Origin of the sequence: Archangium gephyra (assembly GCF_042230915.1) — a bacterium.
GTDB classification, from domain to species: domain Bacteria; phylum Myxococcota; class Myxococcia; order Myxococcales; family Myxococcaceae; genus Archangium; species Archangium gephyra_B.
The window spans coordinates 7086176-7107809 of sequence record NZ_CP102578.1 but is presented as its reverse complement, the minus strand read 5'-3'; the positions used below and the strand labels follow the sequence as shown (position 1 = coordinate 7107809).

General features: G+C 70.2%; 16 protein-coding genes. 7 read left to right on the top strand and 9 right to left on the bottom strand.

Annotation, left to right across the window (positions count from 1 at the left end; genetic code table 11):
• Positions 1–11 precede the first annotated feature (11 nt).
• The 4 genes from NR798_RS27760 to NR798_RS27745 all read right to left on the bottom strand — a co-directional run bounded on the left by NR798_RS27760 (position 12) and on the right by NR798_RS27745 (position 4668).
• The gene (locus NR798_RS27760) at positions 12–1907 is read right to left on the bottom strand and encodes a ribonuclease R family protein (RefSeq protein ID WP_375765521.1); all 1896 of its coding nucleotides are present in this window, start codon (positions 1905–1907) and stop codon (positions 12–14) included.
• Positions 1908–1941: 34 nt separating this feature from the next.
• Positions 1942–2670, bottom strand: coding sequence for a WD40/YVTN/BNR-like repeat-containing protein (locus NR798_RS27755; RefSeq protein ID WP_375765520.1), 729 nt, complete (start codon positions 2668–2670; stop codon positions 1942–1944).
• Between the two features lie 65 nt (positions 2671–2735).
• On the bottom strand, positions 2736–3545 hold the full coding sequence (locus NR798_RS27750) for a hypothetical protein (RefSeq protein ID WP_375765519.1): 810 nt from the start codon (positions 3543–3545) through the stop codon (positions 2736–2738).
• Positions 3546–3570: 25 nt separating this feature from the next.
• Entirely contained in the window at positions 3571–4668 is a 1098-nt protein-coding gene (locus NR798_RS27745) for a hypothetical protein (protein WP_375765518.1), read from the bottom strand.
• Positions 4669–4744: 76 nt separating this feature from the next.
• Between NR798_RS27745 and lpdA the strand changes: the two genes are divergently transcribed.
• Positions 4745–6142: a dihydrolipoyl dehydrogenase gene (lpdA, locus tag NR798_RS27740; RefSeq protein WP_375765517.1), complete on the top strand. Its 1398-nt coding sequence runs from the start codon at positions 4745–4747 to the stop codon at positions 6140–6142.
• A 22-nt stretch (positions 6143–6164) separates the two neighbouring features.
• Here lpdA and NR798_RS27735 read toward each other — a convergent pair whose 3' ends face one another.
• Positions 6165–6953 (bottom strand): DUF72 domain-containing protein, encoded by a 789-nt coding sequence (locus tag NR798_RS27735; protein WP_375765516.1) that lies wholly within the window; start codon positions 6951–6953, stop codon positions 6165–6167.
• 241 nt (positions 6954–7194) lie between these two features.
• Between NR798_RS27735 and lipA the strand changes: the two genes are divergently transcribed.
• The 4 genes from lipA to lipB all read left to right on the top strand — a co-directional run bounded on the left by lipA (position 7195) and on the right by lipB (position 11990).
• Positions 7195–8130: a lipoyl synthase gene (lipA, locus tag NR798_RS27730; protein ID WP_043394636.1), complete on the top strand. Its 936-nt coding sequence runs from the start codon at positions 7195–7197 to the stop codon at positions 8128–8130.
• 40 nt (positions 8131–8170) lie between these two features.
• The gene (locus NR798_RS27725) at positions 8171–9445 is read left to right on the top strand and encodes a dihydrolipoamide acetyltransferase family protein (protein ID WP_375765515.1); all 1275 of its coding nucleotides are present in this window, start codon (positions 8171–8173) and stop codon (positions 9443–9445) included.
• 86 nt (positions 9446–9531) lie between these two features.
• Positions 9532–10908, top strand: a complete 1377-nt coding sequence (locus tag NR798_RS27720) for a ClpX C4-type zinc finger protein (RefSeq protein ID WP_375765514.1) — start codon at positions 9532–9534, stop codon at positions 10906–10908.
• Entirely contained in the window at positions 10905–11990 is a 1086-nt protein-coding gene (lipB, locus tag NR798_RS27715; protein ID WP_375765513.1) for a lipoyl(octanoyl) transferase LipB, read from the top strand. Before NR798_RS27720 ends, lipB begins: the two co-directional genes overlap by 4 nt.
• A gap of 68 nt (positions 11991–12058) precedes the next feature.
• Here the strand turns inward: lipB and NR798_RS27710 are convergent, their stop codons facing one another.
• The 4 genes from NR798_RS27710 to glp all read right to left on the bottom strand — a co-directional run bounded on the left by NR798_RS27710 (position 12059) and on the right by glp (position 16230).
• A complete protein-coding gene (locus NR798_RS27710) occupies positions 12059–13225 on the bottom strand; it encodes an ISAs1 family transposase (protein WP_375765512.1) in 1167 nt (388 codons plus the stop codon).
• 160 nt (positions 13226–13385) lie between these two features.
• Complete coding sequence (locus NR798_RS27705) at positions 13386–14261, bottom strand: MBL fold metallo-hydrolase (protein ID WP_375765511.1); 876 nt, start codon at positions 14259–14261, stop codon at positions 13386–13388.
• Positions 14254–14931 (bottom strand): GTP cyclohydrolase II, encoded by a 678-nt coding sequence (gene ribA, locus NR798_RS27700; RefSeq protein ID WP_375765510.1) that lies wholly within the window; start codon positions 14929–14931, stop codon positions 14254–14256. The genes NR798_RS27705 and ribA overlap by 8 nt, the downstream gene beginning before the upstream one ends.
• Positions 14932–14997: 66 nt before the next feature.
• Entirely contained in the window at positions 14998–16230 is a 1233-nt protein-coding gene (glp, locus tag NR798_RS27695; RefSeq protein WP_375765509.1) for a gephyrin-like molybdotransferase Glp, read from the bottom strand.
• Between the two features lie 236 nt (positions 16231–16466).
• Between glp and NR798_RS27690 the strand changes: the two genes are divergently transcribed.
• Complete coding sequence (locus NR798_RS27690; RefSeq protein ID WP_375765508.1) at positions 16467–17900, top strand: transcriptional regulator; 1434 nt, start codon at positions 16467–16469, stop codon at positions 17898–17900.
• Between the two features lie 141 nt (positions 17901–18041).
• Positions 18042–21632 (top strand): ribonuclease R, encoded by a 3591-nt coding sequence (gene rnr / locus NR798_RS27685; RefSeq protein ID WP_375765507.1) that lies wholly within the window; start codon positions 18042–18044, stop codon positions 21630–21632.
• The last annotated feature ends 2 nt before the right edge of the window (positions 21633–21634 follow it).

The window sequence follows — 21634 nt, the reverse complement described above, 5'->3', positions numbered from 1 at the left end:
CGGGGACTCGCTCACCCGGCGAGCGCGAGCTCGACGCGGCCGTGCTGCTCGTCGGTGGAGGCCACGCGCACCCGCAGCGGCATGCCGATGGAGAAGGTGCGCGCGGCGCTCACGAGCGACGTCTCCCGGGGGTCGGGCTGGTAGGGACCGTCGGGCAGCGCGTCCGCGGGGAGGTTGGCCTCCACCAGCAGGCCATCGAGCTGGACGAGCAGGCCGGAGGGCTTCACCCGGGTGATGCGCCCCGTGAATTCCCGGCCCACGTGCGCGGCCATCACCCGCGCCTCCAGCACCCGGTGGCGATCCTTCTCGGCGCGGCTGGCGGTGCGGGAGCGCTCGTTGAGGTGCACCCCGAGCTGCTCGACGGCGGGGTCCTCGTGCACGAAGTCGCGCCGGCCGCGCAGGTACTGCTTGAGGGCGCGGTGGACGGAGAGGTCCGCGTAGCGGCGGATGGGCGAGGTGAAGTGGAGGTAGGCGCGCGCCGCGAGGCCGAAGTGCATGGCGGGCACCACGGTGTAGCGCGAGGGGCCCAGCGAGCGCCGCAGCACCGAGCGCAGGGCCGGTTCCGCGGTGCAGCCGGCGATCTGCCGGTCGAACGCGGCGAGCGCCAGCGGGGTGAGCCTGCGGCCGAAGCCCGCGCCGAAGCCCGAGTGCTGTGCGAAGGCGGCCAGGTCCGCCACGCGCTGCGGCTCCGGCTCGTCCTGGACGCGGAAGAGGGCGGGGACGCCGCGATCGATGAGCCAGCCGGCGATGGCCTCGTTGGCGGCGACCATGAAGCGCTCCACCAGGGTGTGCGCCGTCGTGGGCCGCACGGCCTCGATGCCGGAGACCTCGCCCGTCTCCTCGTCGAAGGTGAAGCGGGCCTCGTCGCGCGACATCTCGATGCCCCCGCGTCCGGCCCGCGCCACCGCCAGCCGCGCCGCCGCCGCGCGGAACCACGGCATCGCCTCGCGCACCACCGCCATCGGCCCGGACACCTCGTCCTTGTCGAGGTAGTCCGCCACCTCGGTGTAGCTCAGCTTCGCCCATGAGCGGATGAGGCTCTCGTAGACGTCCGCGGCGGTGACGCGCCCTTCCGGGTCGATGCGCAGCTCCACCGTGAGGCACAGCCGGTCCTCGCCGGGCACCAGGCTGAGCCAGTTCGCCGACAGCTCCTCGGGGAGCATGGGCAGCATGGCTCCGGCGAGGTACACGCTGGTGGCCCGCTCGCGCGCCGCACGATCCAACGCCGAGCCCTCGGTGACGAACTCGGCCGGGTCCGCGATGGAGACGAAGAGGCGCACGGCGCCGTCTCCACCCGCGGGCAGCACGGAGATCGCGTCGTCGATGACGCGCGTCGACGGCGCGTCCACGGTGACGGTGGGCACCTGGCGCAGGTCCCTCCGCCCGCCGAGCGCATGGGGAACGGAGAGGACCCGCTGCACCTCGGCCTGTGCCTCCGCGTCGAAGCCGCGGCGCAGCCCGTGGCGCACGATGATGCGCTCCAGCGAGCGGTCCGTGCCGGGCTCCAGCTTGCGCAGCAGCCAGGCCTTGCCGTCGGCGACGCGCGCCACCACCGCCTCGTGGGGTTGCACCTCGACGCCCGCCGTCTCCAGCGGCCAGTCGCCATTGGCCACGTCGCGGTCGATGCGCAGGTGCACCGCTCCCTTGCGCAGCACCACTTCGCCGTAGACCTCCTGGCGCGGGCGACTCAGGAGGGACAGCCCGCTCGCGCTCCACCGGCCATCCGCCGAGGCCGTCACCGTCGCGGAGACGACGTCATCGGCGAGGTACGGGTTGAGCTCGGGCGGCGGGATGAATGCGGAGAGCACCTCGTCGGAGCCGGACGGCTGCACGACGAGGAAGCCGAAGCCGCGAGGGTGGACGTCGATGCGGCCGGTGACGGTGCGCGAAGGGGCGGGCGTTTCCATGGGGCGCCGGCATGCTACCCGCCCGTGGGTGCCGTCAGCGAGCGGGGACGAGCGCCTTCCCCTCGCGCCGCCAGAAGATCGGCAACGAGGCGCGCACCTGTGGGGTGCCTCCCGGCTCCTGCCGCTCCACGCGCGTGACCTGGTCGTCCGAGGACACCTTCCAGGTCACCCCCGAGGGGCCTTGGGCCTCGTGTTCCGGCTTCGGGGCCGGCATCTGGGGCGGCTGCTTCGGGGTGCTCCAGGTCCTGCCTCCGTCACGCGTGGCGATCGCACGGACCGGGGCGTTCTCCTCGTTCGCGTCCGACAGCCACACCGTGCCTCGCTGGCCGTCCGTCCACTCCATCTGCTCCGGCCACTCGGACCAGACGGCCTTGGGCAGCCTGGCGCGGCGTTTCCACGTCGCTCCGCAGTCCGAGCTCGCGAATAGCGTCAGCTCTCCCGGGCCTTCCGTGCTCCAGCCCACCAGCACGCGGCCCTGGCAGCCCTCGAACTCCACGAAGAGCACCTCGCTGTGCTCCACCGGAGGCAGGACCTCGGTCCAATGCGCGCCACCGTCCGTGCTGCGCAGGAGGAGGGCTCGCAGCGGGTGCGAGGGCACGGACAGCTTGCCGGAGAGGTAGAGGCCCGCCTCCGCGCGTTCGGGCACCGCGAGCCCGGTGATGTTCAAGGTGACTTCGTCACCGGGTTCGGCCTCGCCCGCCTTCAGCGTCACGGGCAGCGGGGGAGTGGCGGCGAGCAGCGCGCAGAGGCACAGCGGGAGCATGGGGTCTCCAGGGTGGGGAGCCCCTCACCCTAGCCCTCTCCCAGGGGGAGAGGGGACATACACGGTTACGGCTTGGCGAGCCCTCGTTCGACCAGCGACACCAGGTCCGCCTGCACGCCCAGGACCGCGAAGCCGAAGTTGCCCCAGTTGTAGATGTCCCGGCTCTTCACGTCCGCGCCACCCCCGAGCAGCCGCAGCCTCGCGTAGGCATGCACGTCTCCCTTCGTGTTCAGCGGAAGGCCCAGCGTCAGCGCCACGTCGTAGATGCCCCCCGTCGTGTTGCCGAGCAGTCCGAACGTGGACAGCGCATCCGCCTCGAGCCCCGCCCATACCCGCGACGGCAACTCGTAGCGCAGCCGCGTCTTCAGCGCTCCCACCACGCCGATGTCGCTCTCCTTCACGTAGCGCGAGCCGTCCACCGCGCTGAAGCCCACCAGCGCGTTGCGGATCTGCACGCTCGCCCCGATGTCCCAGGTGAAGCGCTCCCCGTTGACGAGCCGGTACAGGTAGCTGGCCCGGTACCCCTCGAAGAGGTAGCGGCTGTCCACCACCGTGCCCGTGGGGAACACCGTGCCCCGGAAGTCGATGTCCTTCGCCAGCGTCGCGCGCGTGGTGATGTCGAAGGGCGCGTACAGCAGGATGATGCCGTGCCGCTCCCCCAGCCGCGCCTCGAGCGCGATCCGTTGGCTCCGGTACAGGTTGTCCTTCTGGTTGATGTCGCCGGCCTCGTAGTCCGTGCCCGTCGGGCCGTAGCGCCCGTCGTTCTGGAAGATGGCGGCCGGGCCCGTCTCGTACTCGGCGACGAGCGCCGACAGCGGGCTTTGGGCCAGGGCCGGAGTGGCCAGCAGGGTCAGTGCGAGCAGATGGATTCGCATAGCGGCCCCTTCGATGCCCGACCCCTCACCGCGTTCCGCGTGCCTCCACTTCATTCAGCGTGAGCTTGTCTTTGTCGGGAAACACACTGAGGGCCTCGACGTCCAGCAGCGGCACCGGCAGCGCGCAGGTCTCCCACTGTCCCGTACCCCGGAAGCGGCAGGCCACCGGGTCCACGAAGCTCGTCTTCGAGTCCGGATCGTACTTGCCCATGTGCTCCTGGGTACGGACCGCGGCGCGCAGGGTGCCCGGTCCACTGGCGCGCACCCGCAGGGCCGAGAGCTGGCGCACGGGCGGCTCGAACACCGCGCTCAGCGCACCGTCCTTCTCCCAGCGCTCTCCCTGGGGCGCCGACGCGAGCGCCACCCCCGTGGACTCCTGCCCGTCGAAGGCCGTCTCTCCGCCCTGGGCGCCCACGGTGCGGTCCGGCTTCAGCACGGCACTCTCTGCGGCCGGCTTCTCCTGGACGAGCTGCGTCAACGCGGGCACGCCGCCTCGCACCACGGCCGCGTGCAGCAGGCCCGCGGGGAGCTGGCCCGCCCGCGCGCACACCGGCGCGAGCTGTCCGAGTGTCTCCTTCTGCGCGTCCGTCAGGCTGTCCTGGGGCAGTGCCGCCGGGGCCAGCAGGGCGCGCGCCACCTCGGCACAGGTGTCCGGAGTGCCCGGCCCGGCATGTTCCAGGTACCAGCGCAGGTTGGTGGAGTCGGTGGGCTTGCCCGCCAGCAGCCCCATCACCGCGCGTGTGACATGACCCGCACAGGGGTTGGCTCCGGCCGGGCAGCGCTGGCACAGGGTCTCCAGCAGATCCCTCAAGGGCGGCGCCCCCGCCTCGAGCTGCGAGCGGGCATCCAGCGCCGGGCCGAGCTCGCAGGCGCGCACCGGGGGCACGGGGCAGGCGTCGAGCTGTTGCCGGGCCCTCATGAAGGCGGCGGGGTTCCCGGGGGCTCGCACCGCGCCCTCCAGGGCCCGCTCCAGGGTGCGGCAGGCCTGGTCGCTCGCCGAGGCGGACGCGGGGGGAGGGGACTCGGCCCGCCGCTCGCCGCGGTGGGTCACGAAATAGAGGCGGATGAAGGCCGCCAGCGCCAGGGTCATCAGCAGCAGGGTTCGGAGCGGGAAGCGTCGCACGATTGCAAACTCCTTGATTCCGGCCGGGATGGGTGGTTATCAGCGCCGCTCGGGTACATCCACTCCGGAGGCGTTCGTGGCTGAGACTTTCGACGTGGTGATCATCGGTTCGGGCCCCGGCGGGTATGTCGGTGCGATCCGGGCCGCGCAGCTGGGGCTGAAGACGGCCATTATCGAGAAGGACAAGCGCCTGGGTGGCACCTGCCTCCATCGCGGTTGCATCCCCACCAAGTCGCTCCTCTGGTCGGCGGCCCTCCTGCACCACATCCGTGAGGCGGCTGACTTCGGTATCGAGGTGCCGGCTCCGGTGGTGAACTGGGCCAAGGTGCAGGAGCACAAGGGCAAGGTGGTCACCAAGGGTGCCAACGGCATCGACTACCTGATGAAGAAGAACAAGATCACCGTCCTCAAGGGCCACGGCCGCATCGCCGGCAAGGGCAAGGTCGAGGTCACCGGTGAGGGCGGGTCCAAGCAGACGCTGGACACCAAGAACATCATCATCGCCACCGGCTCGGTGCCCAAGTCCCTGCCCAACGTGGCGGTGGATCACAAGCGCGTGCTCAACAGCGACTCCATCCTGGAGCTCGACCGCATCCCCAAGAGCCTGATCGTCATCGGCGCCGGCGCGGTGGGCTGCGAGTTCGCCTCGGTCTTCAACCACATGGGCACCCAGGTCTCCATCGTGGAGTACATGCCCAACCTGCTCCCCATCGAGGACATCGACTGCTCGAAGGAGCTGGAGAAGCACTTCAAGCGCCGGAAGATCGATCTGCACACCGGCGCCAAGGTGGAGAAGGTCGAGACCACCGCCACCGGGGCGAAGCTCACCATGACGGTGGGCACCGAGACGCGCACCATCGAGGCCGAGTACGTCCTGTCCGCCGTGGGCCGCGCCCCCGTCAGCGAGGACATCGGTCTGGACAAGACCGGCATCAAGGCCGAGCGCGGCTTCATCAAGACGGACGCGATGATGCGCACCTCCGAGCCCAACGTGTACGCCATCGGTGACGTCATCCCCACGCCGATGCTCGCCCACGTGGCCAGCGCCGAGTGCGTCCTCGCCGTCGAGCACATCGCCGGCAAGAACCCCGCGCCCATCAACTACGATCTCACCCCGTCCGCCACCTACTGCTACCCCGAGGTGGCCTCCGTCGGTCTCACCGAGAAGAAGGCCAAGGAGCGCGGCTACGACGTCAAGGCCGCCATCTTCCCCTTCTCCGCCGTCACCAAGGCCTCCATCTCCAACGAGGCCTTCGGCATGATCAAGGTCGTCTCCGACAAGAAGTATGACGAGGTGCTCGGCGTCCACCTCGTGGGCCCCCACGCCACCGAGCTCCTCGCCGAGGCCTGCGTCGCCATGCGCCTGGAGATCACCACCGAGGAGCTCGCTCACACCATGCACGCCCACCCGACGCTCTCCGAGATCATCAAGGAAGGCGCCGAGGCCACGCTGGGTCACCCGATCCACATCTGAGTCTTCGGGGCAGAACCCGTTCTCAGGCCGTCCGGGACTCGTCTGTCTCGGACGGCCTTCGCATGTCTGGCGGTGGGCGCACCTTCACGTGGCCCAGCAGCTCCGCCAGATCGAACGCGTCCAGCAGCGCGTGCCCCTTCAAGTCATTGTTGAAGTAGACCCAGGCCGTCCGCCCCTTGCGTCTCCACGCGTCCAGGTCGCACGCCACCGGCCACAACGCCTCGCGGCCGTAACGTCCCTCGTAGCGTGAGCCCGCCCCGTGGAAGCGCACGTAGCGGAAGTCTCCCGTCAGGCGCGGGGGCGGCACCGGCACCAGATCGTGCTCGCACACCGCCGCTCCCCGGCGATCCAGCACTTCCAGCACCTCGTCGTGGTACCAGGCCGCGTCGCGGAACTCGACGACGTATTGGACCCCTCGCGGCAGCGCCGCCAGGAAGCGATCCAGCCGCTCCGGATCCGGCTTCTTCATGTGCGGCGGCAACTGCCACAGCACCGGGCCCAGCTTGGGGCCCAGGCGCAGGATGACGCTGAAGTAACGCTCCAGGCCCTCTCCCACGTCCGTCAGCCGTTTCATGTGCGTGAGGTAGCGGCTGCCCTTGCACGCGAACTTGAAGCCCGCGGGGGTCTGCTCCCGCCAACCGTCCACCGCGTCCGCCGTGGGCAGCCGGTAGAAGGGCGCGTTGAGCTCCACCGTGGCGAACACCCGGGCGAAGTAGGGGAGCCAGCGGGTGGTTGGCAGCCCGGCTGGGTAGAAGAGTCCCTTCCAGTGCTTGTAGACGTAGCCGCTCGTCCCCAGGTGGATGGCCTTCATGCCCCTAGCATGGGCACTCCCGCCCTCCCGGGCTCCTGCCGCCCTGCGCGTGGTCCGCTCATCTTTCGAGCAAGCTGTGCTTACGGCTCTCGGGAGGGGAGCGAGCCTCCCCGCTCGCGCTGTTCCTGCCCACTCCCGCTGGAGCCGTTACAACAAGCGGGAACCAGGGGAAGCTGACGCCTCGCGTCAAGGCTTCCCGCTTGACCCTGCTTTCGCCCAACCCGTAGAAGGCCCGCGACCCATGGCAACTCCCGATCGTTTCCCCCTGCCGCAGGTATCCGAGTCCACCCGGAAGCCCGAGTGGTTGAAGGTGCGTCTCCCGAGTGGGGATGGCTACGAACGGGTGAAGTCCATCGTGCGCCGCACCAAGCTGGCGACGGTGTGCGAGGAGGCTCGCTGCCCCAACATCGCCGAGTGCTGGGGCGGTGGCACCGCCACGGTGATGCTCATGGGCGAGGTGTGCACCCGCGCCTGCCGCTTCTGCCACGTGAAGGTCGGTGCGCCCCCTCCGTTGGATCCGATGGAGCCCATCCACCTGGCCCAGGCCGTCAAGGAGATGGACCTCGAGTACATCGTGGTCACCTCCGTCAACCGCGATGACCGGCCCGATGGCGGCGCCAGCCACTTCGCCTCGGCCATCCGCGAGCTGCGCCAGCACTCGCCCAAGACCGTCGTCGAGGTGCTCATCCCCGACTTCAAGGGCGTGGAGCGCGACCTGACCACCGTGGCCGAGGCCCGCCCGCACGTGGTGGCGCACAACGTGGAGACGGTGGAGCGCCTCACCCCCACCGTGCGCGATCGCCGCGCCACCTACCGCCAGTCGCTCAAGGTGCTCGAGTACCTCAAGCAGCGGCCGGAGAAGCTCTACACGAAGACCTCCGTCATGGTCGGCCTGGGCGAGACCGACGCCGAGCTGGATCAGACCTTCAAGGACTTGCGCGCTGTGGGCGTGGACGTGCTCACGCTCGGCCAGTACCTGCAGCCGTCCCAGTACCACCTGCGCGTGGAGCGCTTCGTCACCCCGCAGCAGTTCGCGGACTACAAGCAGCTCGCCGAGTCCTACGGCTTCCTCTACGTCGCCTCCGGGCCGCTCGTGCGCTCCAGCTACCGCGCCGCCGAGTTCTTCATGAAGGGCCTCATGGAGCGTGAGCGCCTGGGCCTGGCCGGCAACACCTGACCTTTCTCAACACCCTCACCCCCGAAACGGACCCCCGCGAATGGCGATCTTCGAGTTCAAGCTGCCTGATCTTGGCGAAGGCGTGCAGGAGGGCGAGCTGGTCAAGTGGCACGTCAAGGCCGGCGACAGCGTCAAGGAGGACCAGACGCTCGCCGAGGTGATGACGGACAAGGCCACCGTGACCGTGCCCAGCCCCAAGGCCGGCCGTGTCGTGCAGACGCACGGCAACGAAGGCGACATGGCCAAGGTCCATCAGATCCTCGTCACCCTGGAGATCGAGGGCGCCGCGCCCGCCCAGGCCTCGGGTCATGGCGCTCCCGCCGCTCATGGGGCTCCGGCCGCCGCCGCTGCTCCCGCCGCCGCCGCTGCCCCGGGCAATGGTCCGCAGGCCGCCTCCAAGGTGCTGGCCACGCCGCTCACCCGCCGCATGGCGGCCGAGCACGGGCTGAACCTCGCGGAGATCTCCGGCTCCGGTCCCCAGGGCCGCGTGATGAAGGCCGATGTCGTGGCGGCGCTCGAGGGTGGCCGCTCCACGCGCAACGAGGTGTCTCCCGCCGCCCCCGCCCAGGCCCGTCCGGCCGCGCTCTCGGTGGCTTCGGGCCGTGGTGACGAGCGCATCCCCCTGCGCGGCCTGCGCAAGAAGATCGCCGAGAAGATGGTGCGCTCGAAGTTCACCGCGCCCCACTTCGGCTTCGTCGAGGAGGTGGACTGCACCGAGCTCGTCGCCCTGCGCAAGCGCCTCAACGAGACCCTGGCCAACGCTGGCGAGAAGGCCAAGCTGTCCTTCCTGCCCTTCATCATCAAGGCCACCATCGCGGCGATGAAGAAGTACCCGCACCTCAACGCCAACATGGACGAGGCCGCCCAGGAGCTCGTCGTGCGCGGCGAGTTCAACATCGGCATCGCCGTGGCCACCAACGAGGGCCTCACCGTCCCCGTCATCAAGAACGCTGACCGTCTCTCCCTGCGCGAGCTGGCCGAAGAGGTCGTCCGCCTCAGCACCGCCGCGAGGGATCGCAAGCTGAAGATGGAGGAGCTCACCGGGGGCTCGTTCACCATCACCTCGCTGGGCCAGACCGGTGGCATCTTCGCCACGCCCATCATCAACCACCCCGAGGTGGCCATCATGGGCATCCACCGCATGCGCAAGCGTCCCGCGGTGGACAACAACGGCCAGGTCGTCGTGCGCGAGATGATGAACGTCTCCATCTCCGCCGATCACCGCGTCATCGATGGCCAGGTCGCCGCTGACTTCGTGTACGAGGTCATCAAGTTCCTGGAGCATCCGGACATGCTGTTCCTGGCCATGGCCTGACGGCCGGGTCGCCCGCCGGGGGCGCGTGCCTCGCTGGGAGCGCTCGCGCACCGCGCTCCCGGCCTTCGAGGAGGTCACGCTGCCCCATGGCCGATAACGTTCGCGATGTCATCCGCGCTGCCCAGGCCGCGGAGCTCGGGGGTGACAAGCCCCGCGCCATCGAGTTGCTGCGGCTCGCCGCCGACCTGTGCCGCCGCTCGGGCAACAAGCCGCGTGCCGAGCAGCTCCTGCGCTACGCCCTCCGGTTGGATCCCTCCCGCAAGGAGTTGGAGGAGGATCTCCGGGTGTTGGAGCGCGAGGAGCCGCTGCCTCCTCCGTCCGTTCCCGAGCCCGATGACGGGGAGCCAGCACCCGGGGTGTTCGTCCTCCAGGAGGACACCTCTTCTTCCCTCCAGGAGGCCCTGCGCGAGGCCGAGCTGGCCATGGACCGCCGCACCCGTCCCGTGGCCCTCGCCGTCGAGGTCATGCGCTCCGCCGTGAGCAGCGTGGCGGTGCCCAAGGAAGACCCTCACCCCAACCCTCTCCCAAAGGGAGAGGGGGTTGCGAGCGCAGAGGGGGAGGGGGCTTTCATCGAGCGGGGACCCACCCGCGCCGATCCGTCCCTCGACGCCTGGTGCTCCTTCTGCTGCCGGCCCCGCTCCGAGGTGGGTGCGCTCGTCGCCGGTCCCGCCGGTGCGTTCATCTGCTCGGCCTGTATTGGTGAGTCGGGCGCGCTGCTCGGGGGCGTGGCCGCGGTGGCTCCGGCCGCGCGCGTCCAGGCCCCGGCTCTCCAGCCGCGGCCCGTCTCCGTCGAGCTGGTGGGGCAGGAGCAGGCCCGTGAAGCGTTCGAGCGCGGCCTGGAGGCCGGCGTGCGCCGCCTGCTGCTGCTCGGGCCCGAGGGCTCCGGAAAGAGCACCTGGCTGCGGGTCCTCGTCGAGCAGGGGAGGGGCGTGCTCGTGACTCCCGACTCGCTCGACCGCGCTCCGGTGGATGCCCTGCTCCTCGTGGAGGACGTGGACCGCCTCACTCCCGCCGAGCAGGCCTCCCTGCGCACCTTCCTCGTCCGTCACCCCTCGTGCACCGTGGTGATGACGGCCCGGGGCAGCCCGGTGGCCTCGGGGCTCGTGCTCCTCTCGGACTCCGGCCGCCTGCCCGTGCCCTCCACCGCCGCGCTCTCCGAGGCCGTACGCGGCGCGCTGCCCGTTGTCCTGTTGGAGCAGGTGCAGCTGCTCGTCGCGCTCGCGGCGCCCGGGGTCGAGGACCTGATCGAGATCGCCCGGCGCCAGCTCGCCTCGCGCGAGGACTCGCGGCTCTCCGACGAGGTGCTCACCGCCCTCGCCACCGAGGCCGCCCGTTCGCCGCGCTCCGGGCATGAGCTGCAAGCCCTCCTGGCCCGCGTGCCCCCCGGCTCCTGGCGCCTCGAGGTGAAGAAGAAGGGGAAGGCGAAGCCGGCCCGCCGTGGCCGGCGGAAGGGATCGTCGTGAACACGCTGACGGTGTACCGGCTCGGCCGGGTCGAATACGAGGATGGTCTCCAGCTCATGAAGCTCTTCGGCGAGTCCCGCCGCCAGGGCCTCTGCGGAGACGTCCTGCTCCTGCTCGAGCACCCGCCCGTGCTCACCCTCGGCCGTGCCGCCAAGCGCTTCAACATCGTCGCCAGTGACGAGCGCCTCGCCGCCGAGGGCGTGGAGACCTTCGAGACGGACCGCGGCGGCGATGTCACCTACCACGGGCCCGGGCAGCTCGTGGGCTACCCCATCTTCCTCCTCCCCGAGGGCCGTCAGGACGTGCGCCGCTACGTGCGCGATGTCGAGCAGTGCGTCATCCGCACCCTCGCCGAGTACGGCATCACCTCCGGCACCATCCCCAAGTGGCCCGGCGTGTGGATCGGCCAGGAGGACTCGCCCGACGCCCGGAAGATCGCCGCCATCGGCGTCCACCTCGCCCGCTGGCTCACCAGTCACGGCTTCGCGCTCAACGTCAACACGCACCTGCCTCACTTCAACCTCATCGTCCCCTGCGGCATCAGCGAGGCCGGTGTCACCTCGCTGCAGAAGGAGCTCGGCCGCCCCGTGCCCATGGCCGAGGTCGAGGAGAAGATCTCCCGGCACTTCGCCGACGTCTTCGGGTCGCAGCTCGCTGAGCCCGCGCCCCTCACGCGCACCGTGAGCGTCACGCTGATGCGGGGGAAGGGTGCCGACGCCCGCGTGCTGCTGCTGCGCCGGCGTCCCGAGCGCGGGGGCTTCTGGCAGATCGTCACCGGCCGCCTGGAGCCGGGCGAGCAGCCCCGCGAGGCCGCCGCCCGCGAGCTGTTCGAGGAGACCGGGCTGCGCACCGACGTGGTGGACCTGGAGTACCGCCACGCCTTCGCCGTCGGCAGCGTGGTGCCTCCCCGGCTCGTCGAGGAGAACGGCTTCGCCGCCCGGTGCACCGCGGATTTCGAGGTGCGGCTCGGCGACGAGCACGATGCCCACGAGTGGGTGGATGTTGCTACCGCGCTCGCCCGGCTTCCGTTCCGCGGGCTCCGCGAGGGCGTCCAGCGCGCCACCCGCGTGCTCGCGGGGTGACACGGGTTCAGCCCGGGATGCCCGATACCCTCACCCCGTCCCTCTCCCTCTGGGCAGGGCGAACGCATCTAAAGGTCAGTAAATACGGCCATCAAGACGCGTAGCAGATAATCGTTGTCCCAGCCGGCCAGCTTGCGTCGGCTGGGCACGCCCGGTTTTTCCGTCGACTCTCGCCTCAGAGCGGTCAAGGCCATGCGGCTGAGCAGCGCGAAGTTCTGAGCGCCGTTGTGGTCGCGGATGCGGCGCGAGTCCTCGCCCAGGCACACGTCCAGGCTCCAGTGCAGGCCATTCTCCACGCCCCAGTGGGTGCGGATGATTCGGGCGAGCTTGCGCGCCTTGGGTGGCAGGCTGGTGAGGTAGTAGTGCCACTGCACCTGCGTCTTGCCGCCCTGGGTGCGCTCACGCCGCATCATGACGGCCGTCTTGAGCTTGGGCCATGTGGAGGCCGACTTGGGACAAGCCTCGAGCTTGAGGGCAACAGCCCAGGCACTGCGCACCTCGTGCCGGCCATGCCCCTCTTCTTCGCTGCGAGAGTGGGAGTCCACCCGGGCACGCGCCTGGCCCTCACGCACTGGGGCGAACAAGTCCTGCACATACGCGTACAGCGGCCCGCGGTTGCCCTTGAGACACAGCACGTAGTCGGCCTGGGCCTGCACCACGGCCTGGGCTACCTGGGCCGTGCACCCGTTGGCGTCCACCGTTACCACCGCCCCCTTCAAGTCCAGCAGCGCCAGCAGCTCGGGTATGGCCTTCACCTCCCCGGGCGCCCCCTGCACAGCCGCTTGTGCCAGCAGCAACCTCTGCTGCGTGGCCCACACGTGCACCAGGTGCAGCGGTGAGCCCGCCAGCGCCTTGCCCAAGGCGCCTCGCACGCTCTTGCCGTCCACCGCCACTACCTCCTCGCGCAGTGTCTGGGCCATCTCCTGTACCCAGCTGCGGAAGCACGCCTCGAAGGCCTGGGGCCTGAGTGCGCAAAACACCCGGCGAAATGTGTCCGCGCTGGGCACTCCATGTGGAATTTCCAAGAAGGTGGCGAACCATCTGGCCCTCGTCCTGGCGAACAGCGCCAGCTGCTTCCACCCGTCTGCCCCGGCTATCACTCCACACAGCGCCATCACCAGCACGTTGAGCAGTGCATGCCGTCTGGTACGCGCCACACGCGGGTCCCTCAGCGTGCCGAAGTGCTTGAGAATCAGCTCAACGACCTGCCCGCCCTCTCCCTCGCCCTGCCCCATTGCCGCCCCCATATGGGAGCCACCCTATGGAGCCAGTCTGACCTGGCAGGTGGGCCACCTGCCAAGTCACTGATTTCCTTGCCCTTTAGATGCTTTTCCCCTGCCCGGAGGGAGAGGGGTGCGTGGGGCGAGGGGACTCCAGCGTGGGCCACAGCCTCGACTACAGCTTGAGGATCTCCAGCTCCACGGCGGCGATCGTCTCCGGCCGGTGCTTGCGCACCTCCTCGACGAACAGGTCCATCGCCGCGTCATCGCGCGTGGTCTCGTGGTGGAAGAGCACCAGCTGCTTCACGTTCGACGCGTTGGCCGTCTGCACCGCCGACTCCCACGTCGAGTGGCCCCAGCCGATCTTCGCGGCGCCCTTGCGGCCCCGGTACTCGTCCTCGGTGTACATCGCGTCGATGATGAGCATGTCCGCGTCCCTCGCGAACTCCACGAGATCCTGATCCTTCTCGCAGCCGTGCTCCACGTCCGTCGCGTACACCACCGACCTGCCGTCGCACTCCACCCGGTAGCCCAGATTGCCTCCCGGATGGTTCAGGTCCATCGTGCGGATCCTCGCCGGGCCCACCTCGATCTGCTGGCCTGCTTCCAGGTTCTTGTACGTCAGCTGCGCCTTGAAGGTCTCCTCGGCCGTCACCGGGAAATAGGGCTGCATCATCTGTCCCGACAGCACCTCCTTCACCGAGTGGCTGCCTCGCGGCGCGCCGTACACCGTGAAGGCGTACTTCGGGATGAAGATGGGCGTGAAGAACGGCAGCCCCTGCAGGTGATCGTAGTGGTAGTGCGAGAGGAAGATCGAAGCACGCGTGGGTCCACCCGCCTTCAGCAGGTCCCACCCCAGCTCGCGCACGCCCGTTCCCAGGTCGAAGATGAGCAGCTCGTCCCCGCATCGCATCTCGACGCAGGGCGTATTGCCCCCATAGCGCTGCGTCTTCGGCCCCGGTGCAGGGATCGAGCCGCGCACTCCCCAGAAACGCACATGGAACGGGACGCGCGCCTCGGCGGGCGTTCCCTCTCGTTCGTTCTCAGCCAACCTTCGCTTCCGTGTCGTCGTCGTCCTCGGCGAAGAGCTCAATCAGGTGCCCCGTCCGCTCGCGCTTCGTCCTCAGGTACCCGACGTTATGCGGATTATGCTCCGTACGCGAGGGAATGCGTCGACGTACGGGAATTCCCTCTTCCACCAGGCCTGCAATTTTCAGGGGATTGTTGGTGATGAGGTCCACGGACCGCACTCCCAACAGGCGCAACATCTCCGCGGCGATGTCGTAGCTGCGCAGATCGTCCGGGAAACCCAGCTGCCGGTTGGCCTCGTAGGTGTCCAGCCCCTCGGACTGCAGGGCGTAGGCCTTGATCTTGTTCCCCAGGCCAATGCCCCGGCCCTCCTGGCGCAGGTAGAGCACCACCCCACACCCGTTCTGGGTGACGAAGTCCAGCGCCCGGTCCAGCTGCTCCCGGCAGTCGCACTTCAGGCTGCCGAACACCTCGCTGGTCAAGCACTCGGAATGCACCCGGACCGGCACGCCCTCCAACCCCTGCACCTCTCCCACTACCAGGGCCACGTGCTCGCGCCCGTTGCGCTTCTCGCGGAAAACCACCGTGCGCAGCACGCCACGGCCAGTGGGCACATCCGCTTCGGAGAACTTCTCCAACAAGGAAGTGCACTTGCGGGTCGGAAGAACCTGAGGTGTACGCGACTCGGACATGATGATCCTTTCTCCCGCACAACATTTGGGGGCACAAGATGGATGCGAACCAAGGAAGTTCGTTCCTCAGGCTCCCCAGGACAGAGGAAGCAATTCCACCTTGTCACCAGTAGCCAGCCTACTGGACGAGCGCGGGAAGTGGAGCAGGTGGGTGGCCGAGGCCGCGGAGCGCAGTGCCCCCGACGTCTGGGTGGCCAGGGGCCTCGCCCACAGCTCGCCGTCCTGCCAGGTAGCCGTCACCCGGACATAGTGGGCCAGCCCCTCGGGCTTCTTCAGCTCACCGTCCAGCCGGCCGGACACCCGAGGCGGCTCCACGTCCGGATGCCCCAGCATGCGGCGCAGCGCCGGGCGGACGAAGAGCTCGAAGGTGACGAGCGAGGAGGTGGGGTTGCCCGGCAGCCCGATATAGACGGTGGCCCCCTTGCGGCCCACCGCCAGCGGCTTGCCCGGCTTGATGGCCACGCGCCAGAAGTCCCGCTCCACCCCCAGCTTCTCCAGGGCCTCGCGCACGAAGTCGTGCTCGCCCACGGACATGCCCGCGCTCGTGAGCACCAGATCGTACCCGCCGGCCGCCGCGAGGTGCCGATACACGTCCTCCAGCGTGTCCCGGGCGATGCCCAGCACCGAGGGCACTCCGCCCGCGCGCAGCACGGCCAGCGAGAGCGCCGGGGCGTTGGCGTCCACGATGCGGCCCTCGGTGGGCGCGTCCGCCCGGCACAGCTCATCACCGGTGGAGAGGATGGCCACCCGCGGCCGGCGCGGGACCGGGGCCGTCAGCATCCCCTGGCCCACCAGCAGCCCCAGCTCCGGAATCCCCAGCGGCGTGCCCCGGGGCAGCAGCACCTCGCCCTCCCGCGCATCCTCGCCCCTCGGGCGGACGAAGTGGCCCGGGCCCACCGTCTCGAGGATCTCCACCTCGTCCTCGTCCCCCCCGGGCGCCAGCCGCGTCCGCTCGCGCATCACCACCGCGTCCGCTCCCGCCGGCAGCGGGGCCCCCGTCATGATCCTCGCGCACGTGCCCGGCTGTACCTCCTGCCGCGGCGTCTGGCCCGCGTAGATCGTCTCCTTCACCTGGAGGCGGACGGGCAGGGGGGCCGAGAGCTCGGCGCTGCGCACCGCGAAGCCATCCATGGCCGAGTTGTCCCAGGGCGGCAGGGTCCGCTGGGCGCGCACGTCCTCGGCCAGGGCGCGCCCCAGCGCCTCCTCCAGCCGGACCCACTCGGGGGGCAGCGGGGAGACCAGGGCGAGCGTGCGGGCTCGGGCATCCTCCACGGGCAGCAGCGCGGCATCTTCCTTCATGGGTCGGGCGTCCTCGGGGTGATCTCCCAGGGCTGATCGCAATTGCCCCGGGCGGGCGAAACAGGCGTGTAGCGATTGGCTGTTTTTGGGATCAAAGTCCCTAGGAAATTCAAGACTTTGTTTGACAGTCCCACTGATCATCGTTACAAGCGCTGGTGATCGCATGGCCCGCGTCCGGGCGGTGGCCGGTGTGCCAACCCGTTGAAAAGACACGGGAATTCAAGGAGACAGCGTCGATGGCCAAGCCCAGGTCCGGGGCCAAGAAGGCGACTCCCGCTGCGAAGAAGGTCAAGTCGACGAAACCGGGTGTGCTCAAGACCGCCTCCAAGAGCGTGGCCAAGGCCGCCGCGAAGTTGGTGACGAAGACCGCCGGTAGCGCGAAGCAGCAGGAGAAGAAAGCTCCCGCGGAGAAGAAGGCTCCCGCGGAGAAGAAGGCCGCACCCGCCGCCGTGAAGAAGACCGCCGAGAAGGCGGCTACGCGCGTGAAGGAGGTCGCCGCGGCGGCCTCCCGGATGGCCGCGAAGGCCGCCGCGAAGGTGAAGGAAGCCGCCGCGCCCAAGGGGAAGGAGACTGCTCCCGCGCCCAAGGGCAAGGAGGCTGCTCCCGCTCCCAAGGCGAAGGAGACCCCCGCGGCCAAGGGGAAGGGCCGTGAGGCCCCCGCGGTGCCGCCAGCGGTCGAGAAGCCGCGTCCGCGCGCCACCAAGCTGCCGCCCATGGCCGAGCCGCTCAACAAGCGCGACCTGGAGCAGCTGCTCACCGCCGGTGCCGGCCGTGGCGTGGTGGGCGAGGGCAGCCTCAAGGGCCGCCTGACCGTCATCGACGGGCTGCCCAACCTGGTGGTGGTGGGCCGCGACAAGCGCGAGCTCACCTTCATCCTCCAGGGGCCGGATCAGGAGGTGCTGCCGGCCTACCTGGACCACAAGGTGTCCGTCAGCGGGCTCATCAAGAAGACCACCAACTACGGCGGCACGGTGGACGTGCGGAAGTTCTCCGCCAAGAAGCCCGAGGTCGAGGAGCCCACGCCGGAGCCCGTGGAGACCGAGGTCCGGCTGCGCTACCTGTCCCCGGGCGAGGTGTCCCAGGTGATCTCCGCCGGCATGGGCGCGGGCATGAAGGGCTTCGCCGCGCTGCGCGGCAACCTGGAGATGACCGGCGACGAGTTCGTCCTGGTGGTCTCCAACGGTGGCACCCGGCAGCAGGTGTCCTACATCCTCGAGGGCAAGGGCGCCAAGGGGCTGCGCAAGTACCTGGGCCACACCCTCTCCGTCACCGGCGTGGTGGACAAGTCCTCCGGCTGGGGTGGCCGCATCGACGTGGAGAACGTGGAGCCGCGCCCCTCGGACATCCGGCCCATCTCCCGCGAGGGGTTGGACTCCGTCCATGTGGAGGGCGAGCTGCCGACCCACGTCGAGGTGAAGCTCAACCACGCCTTCACCGTGCGGCTCCAGGAGCAGCCGGGCTTCACCTGGGCCATCGAGCCCACGGCGGCCAAGCGCGTGGGCCTGCGGGAGGCCAACTTCGAGCCCGCTTCCGACGGCCCCGCCACCCGCGAGTTCTTCTTCACCCCTCGCAACCCGGGGACCTCCGAGGTCGAGTTCTTCCTCGCCAAGGCCTTCAACCCCGGTCAGGTCGAGCGGTCGTTCAAGCTCAACGTGACCGTCAAGCCCTGAGGGCCTGTCTGACGCTCCAACTCACGCGTCATCGTCCTTCCGCCCGGGGGTCCCAGATGGGACCCGCCGGGCTTACTTTTTTCAGGGCCGCCCGCTGGGCTTCCTGATTCGGAACTTCTCGTGACCGATCTTCCTCAAGCCGTGAAGCGACACCTGGCCGAGTCCAAGCATCCGCTCGGCATCAAGGAGCTGTTGAAGCTCACCCACCTGCACCCGGGGCAGCAGACCCAGCTCAAGCGCACCCTGCGCGAGCTGGTCCGCAGCGGCGAGCTGCTCAAGGAGGGCAAGCGCTTCCGCCTGCAGAGCGGGCGGCCGATCCCGCTGGCCATCGAGGGAGAGGGCAGGGCGCACCCTCCCCAGCTCCGCCGGGGACGCGAGGAGCAGCAGCCGGGTGGCTGGCGCGGCCGCGGGCAGGAGGAGCGCGGTGCTCCCGGTGCCTTGCGTGAGGGTGGGCGTGACGAGCGCCGGCCCGGCGGCCCGCGTGAGGACGCCCGCCCCGAGCCCGATGCGCGCTTCGCCCCCCGGGGACGCTTCTCGCGGGAGGGCCAGCCCGAGCCTCGGGGCCGCTTCGTGCGCGAGGGCCGCGTGGAGCCCCGGAGCCGGTTCGCCCGGGACGAGCGCGGCGGACCTCCCTCTCGCGGCCCGTCCGAGCAGCGGGGGCCCGAGCCCCGGGGCCGGTTCGCCCGGGACGAGCGCGGCGGGCTGGGCAAGGGCGGCGGCCGTTTCGAGCCGCGGGGCGGTCCCGGTCCCCAGCGGGGCCCAGGCCAGCCGGGGGGTTACGCCCTGCAGCGGCCCGGAGGCGGCCGTTCCGAGCAGAAGGGCCGTTTCGAGCCCCGGGGCCGCTTCGCCCGGGACGAGCGCGGCGGGCCGGGCAAGGGCGGCGGCCGTTTCGAGCAGGATCGCCGCCCGGGACGCGGCGGAGGGCGTTTCGAGCGCGGGCGTGACCGGAGCGAGGGGCAGGAGACCACCACCCTCGAGGGCATCCTCCACGTGCACCGCGACGGCTACGGCTTCGTCCACCCCAGCTCGGGCGAGGGGGACAACATCTTCCTGCCGCCGCAGGAGGCCTCGCGGGCGCTCGACAATGATCGGGTGCTCGTCGAGGCCTGGGGCCGCCCCGGACGCATGGAGGGCCGCCTGCTGCAGGTGGTGGGCCGCACCCGGCAGCTCGCCGTCGGCACCTACGTGGAGCAGGGCAAGCGCCAGGCCTTCGTCATCCCCTACGACAAGAACCTCCAGACGCAGGGCAACATCCGCGTCCCGCCCACCCAGATGGCCCGGGATGGGGACGTGGTGAAGGTGCGGCTCGGCATCGGCGCGGAGTTGCTGGAGCCGGGTGATGGCCTCTACGGCGAGGTCGCCGGCTCCATCGGCAAGCCGGGAGACCCCAGCAACGAGGTGCTCTCCATCGCCTACTCGCAGGGCTTCTCCGACGAGTTCCCTCCCGAGGTCATGGACGAGGCGGACCGCATCCACACCGTGGTGAGCGAGGAGGAGGCCCGCGGGGAGAACCGCCGGGACCTGCGGCAGATGGCGCTCGTCACCATCGACGGCGAGGACGCGCGCGACTTCGACGACGCGGTCTACACCGAGCCCCACCCCCAGGGCTTCCGGCTCGTGGTGGCCATCGCCGACGTGACGCACTACGTGCGCGAGAGCACCGCGCTCGACGCCGAGGCCCTGCGCCGCGCCACCTCCGTCTACCTGCCGGACCGCGTGCTGCCCATGCTCCCCGAGCGCCTCAGCAACGGCATCTGCTCGCTGCGTCCCGACGAGGACCGGCTGTGCATGGTGGCCGACATGGTGCTCGACAGGAGCGGACGGCTCGTCTCCAGTGACATCTACCCGGGCGTCATGCGCAGCCACGCCCGCTGCACCTACAACGAGGTGCAGGACGTGCTGGACGGCAAGGACGTCCCCCACCGCAACGCCTTCAAGCCCCACTTCGAGCGGCTCATGGAGCTGGCCCGGGTGCTCATGCGCATGCGCAAGGAGCGCGGCGCCATCGACTTCAACCTGCCCGAGCACAAGGTGATGATGGGCGAGGACGGCATGCCCGCCCGCATGGAGAAGCGCGAGCGCAAGGACAGCCACCGGCTCATCGAGGAGTGCATGCTCGCCGCCAACGAGGCGGTGGCGAAGTTCTTCGCCGACCTGGGCCTGCCCAGCGTCTACCGCTACCACGGTGAGCCCGACCAGGAGAAGCTGGCCGTCTTCGCCCAGCTCGCCCAGGCCTACGGCTTCCGCCTCCTGGCCGAGGAGATCTCCCCGAGGGATCTCAATGCCTTCATGGCCCAGCTCCAGGGCCACCCCGAGGAGCGCGCCCTCAACCAGCTGTTGCTGCGCTCGATGATGCAGGCCGTCTACACGGCCTCCGACATCGGCCACTACGGACTGGCCGCCGAGTTCTACCTCCACTTCACCTCGCCCATCCGCCGCTACCCGGACCTGCTCGTCCACCGGCTGCTCAAGGCGCACTGGGCCCGTAACGGCCAGGAGCGCTCCCCTGGCCAGATCGAGCGTGAGGAGCAGCAGTTGGAGGACATGGCCTCGCAGAGCTCCGAGCGCGAGCGCGCCGCCATGCAGGTGGAGCGCGAGGTCGTCTCCTACTACGCGGCCCTGATGATGAAGGACCGCCTGGGCGAGGAGTTCGCCGCCACCGTCGCCGGCCTCGTCGAGTTCGGCTTCTTCGTGGAGCTCGACGAGGTGCACGTGGAGGGGCTCGTCCGCGCCGACTCGCTCGGCTTCGGGACGCGCTTCGACAAGAACCTGCACTCCTTCACGCTGCCGGGCGGCTTCCGCGTCCGCGTCGGGCAGAAGGCCCGGGTGCGGCTCGTCAACGTGAACCTGGCCCTGCGGCGCATCGAGTTCGAGGCCCTGGAGGTGGGTGGCAGGGCCCTCGAGGCCGTCCAGGAGGTCGGCAGGGAGGAGCGGGAGGCCCAACAGGAGCAGGCCCGTCAGGAGCGCAAGAAGGCCCAACGTGCCTCGCGCGAGCGGGGCCGGACGGAGCGGTGGGGCCGTCCTCCCGAGCGCGCCGAGCTGTCGTTGGCCGAGGCGGAGGCCCTGCGCCAGCGCGAGGCCGAGCAGGCCGCCGCGCGGCAGGCTCCGGCCGGGCAGGGAGAGGCCGCGCAGGTGGCGCCTCCCACCGTGGAGCGGCAGACCGAGTCCGTGGAGATCGTGGAGCGCTTCACCCCCACGGCTCCCGCGGGCTTCGATCGCATCCGCGCCCTGGCCGCCCTGGACGCGCACGAAGGGACGCAAGAGTCCCCCGCCGGGGCTCGGAAGAAGACCGCTGCTCGCGCCGCCGTGAAGAAGGCCGCGGCGGGTGGGGCAGGGGCGAAGAAGGAGGCTCCGGCCGCCAAGAAGGCTCCTGCGGCGAAGAAGGAGGCTCCGGCCGCCAAGAAGGCTCCCGCGGCGAAGAAGGAGGCTCCGGCCGCCAAGAAGGCTCCCGCGGCGAAGAAGGAGGCTCCGGCCGCCAAGAAGGCTCCCGCGGCGAAGAAGGAGGCTCCGGCCGCCAAGAAGGCTCCCGCAGCGAAGAAGGCCGCCAAGAAGGCTCCGGCGAAGCAGGCCGCAGCCGCCAAGAAGGCTCCGGCGAAGAAGGCCGCGGCCGCCAAGAAGGCTCCGGCCGCCAAGAAGGCTCCGGCGAAGCAGGCCTCGTCCGCGAAGGGGCGTGCCGCGGCGAAGGGTGGGGCGAAGAAGCCCGCCCCCGCTCGCAAGGCGAAGAAGCGGTAGGC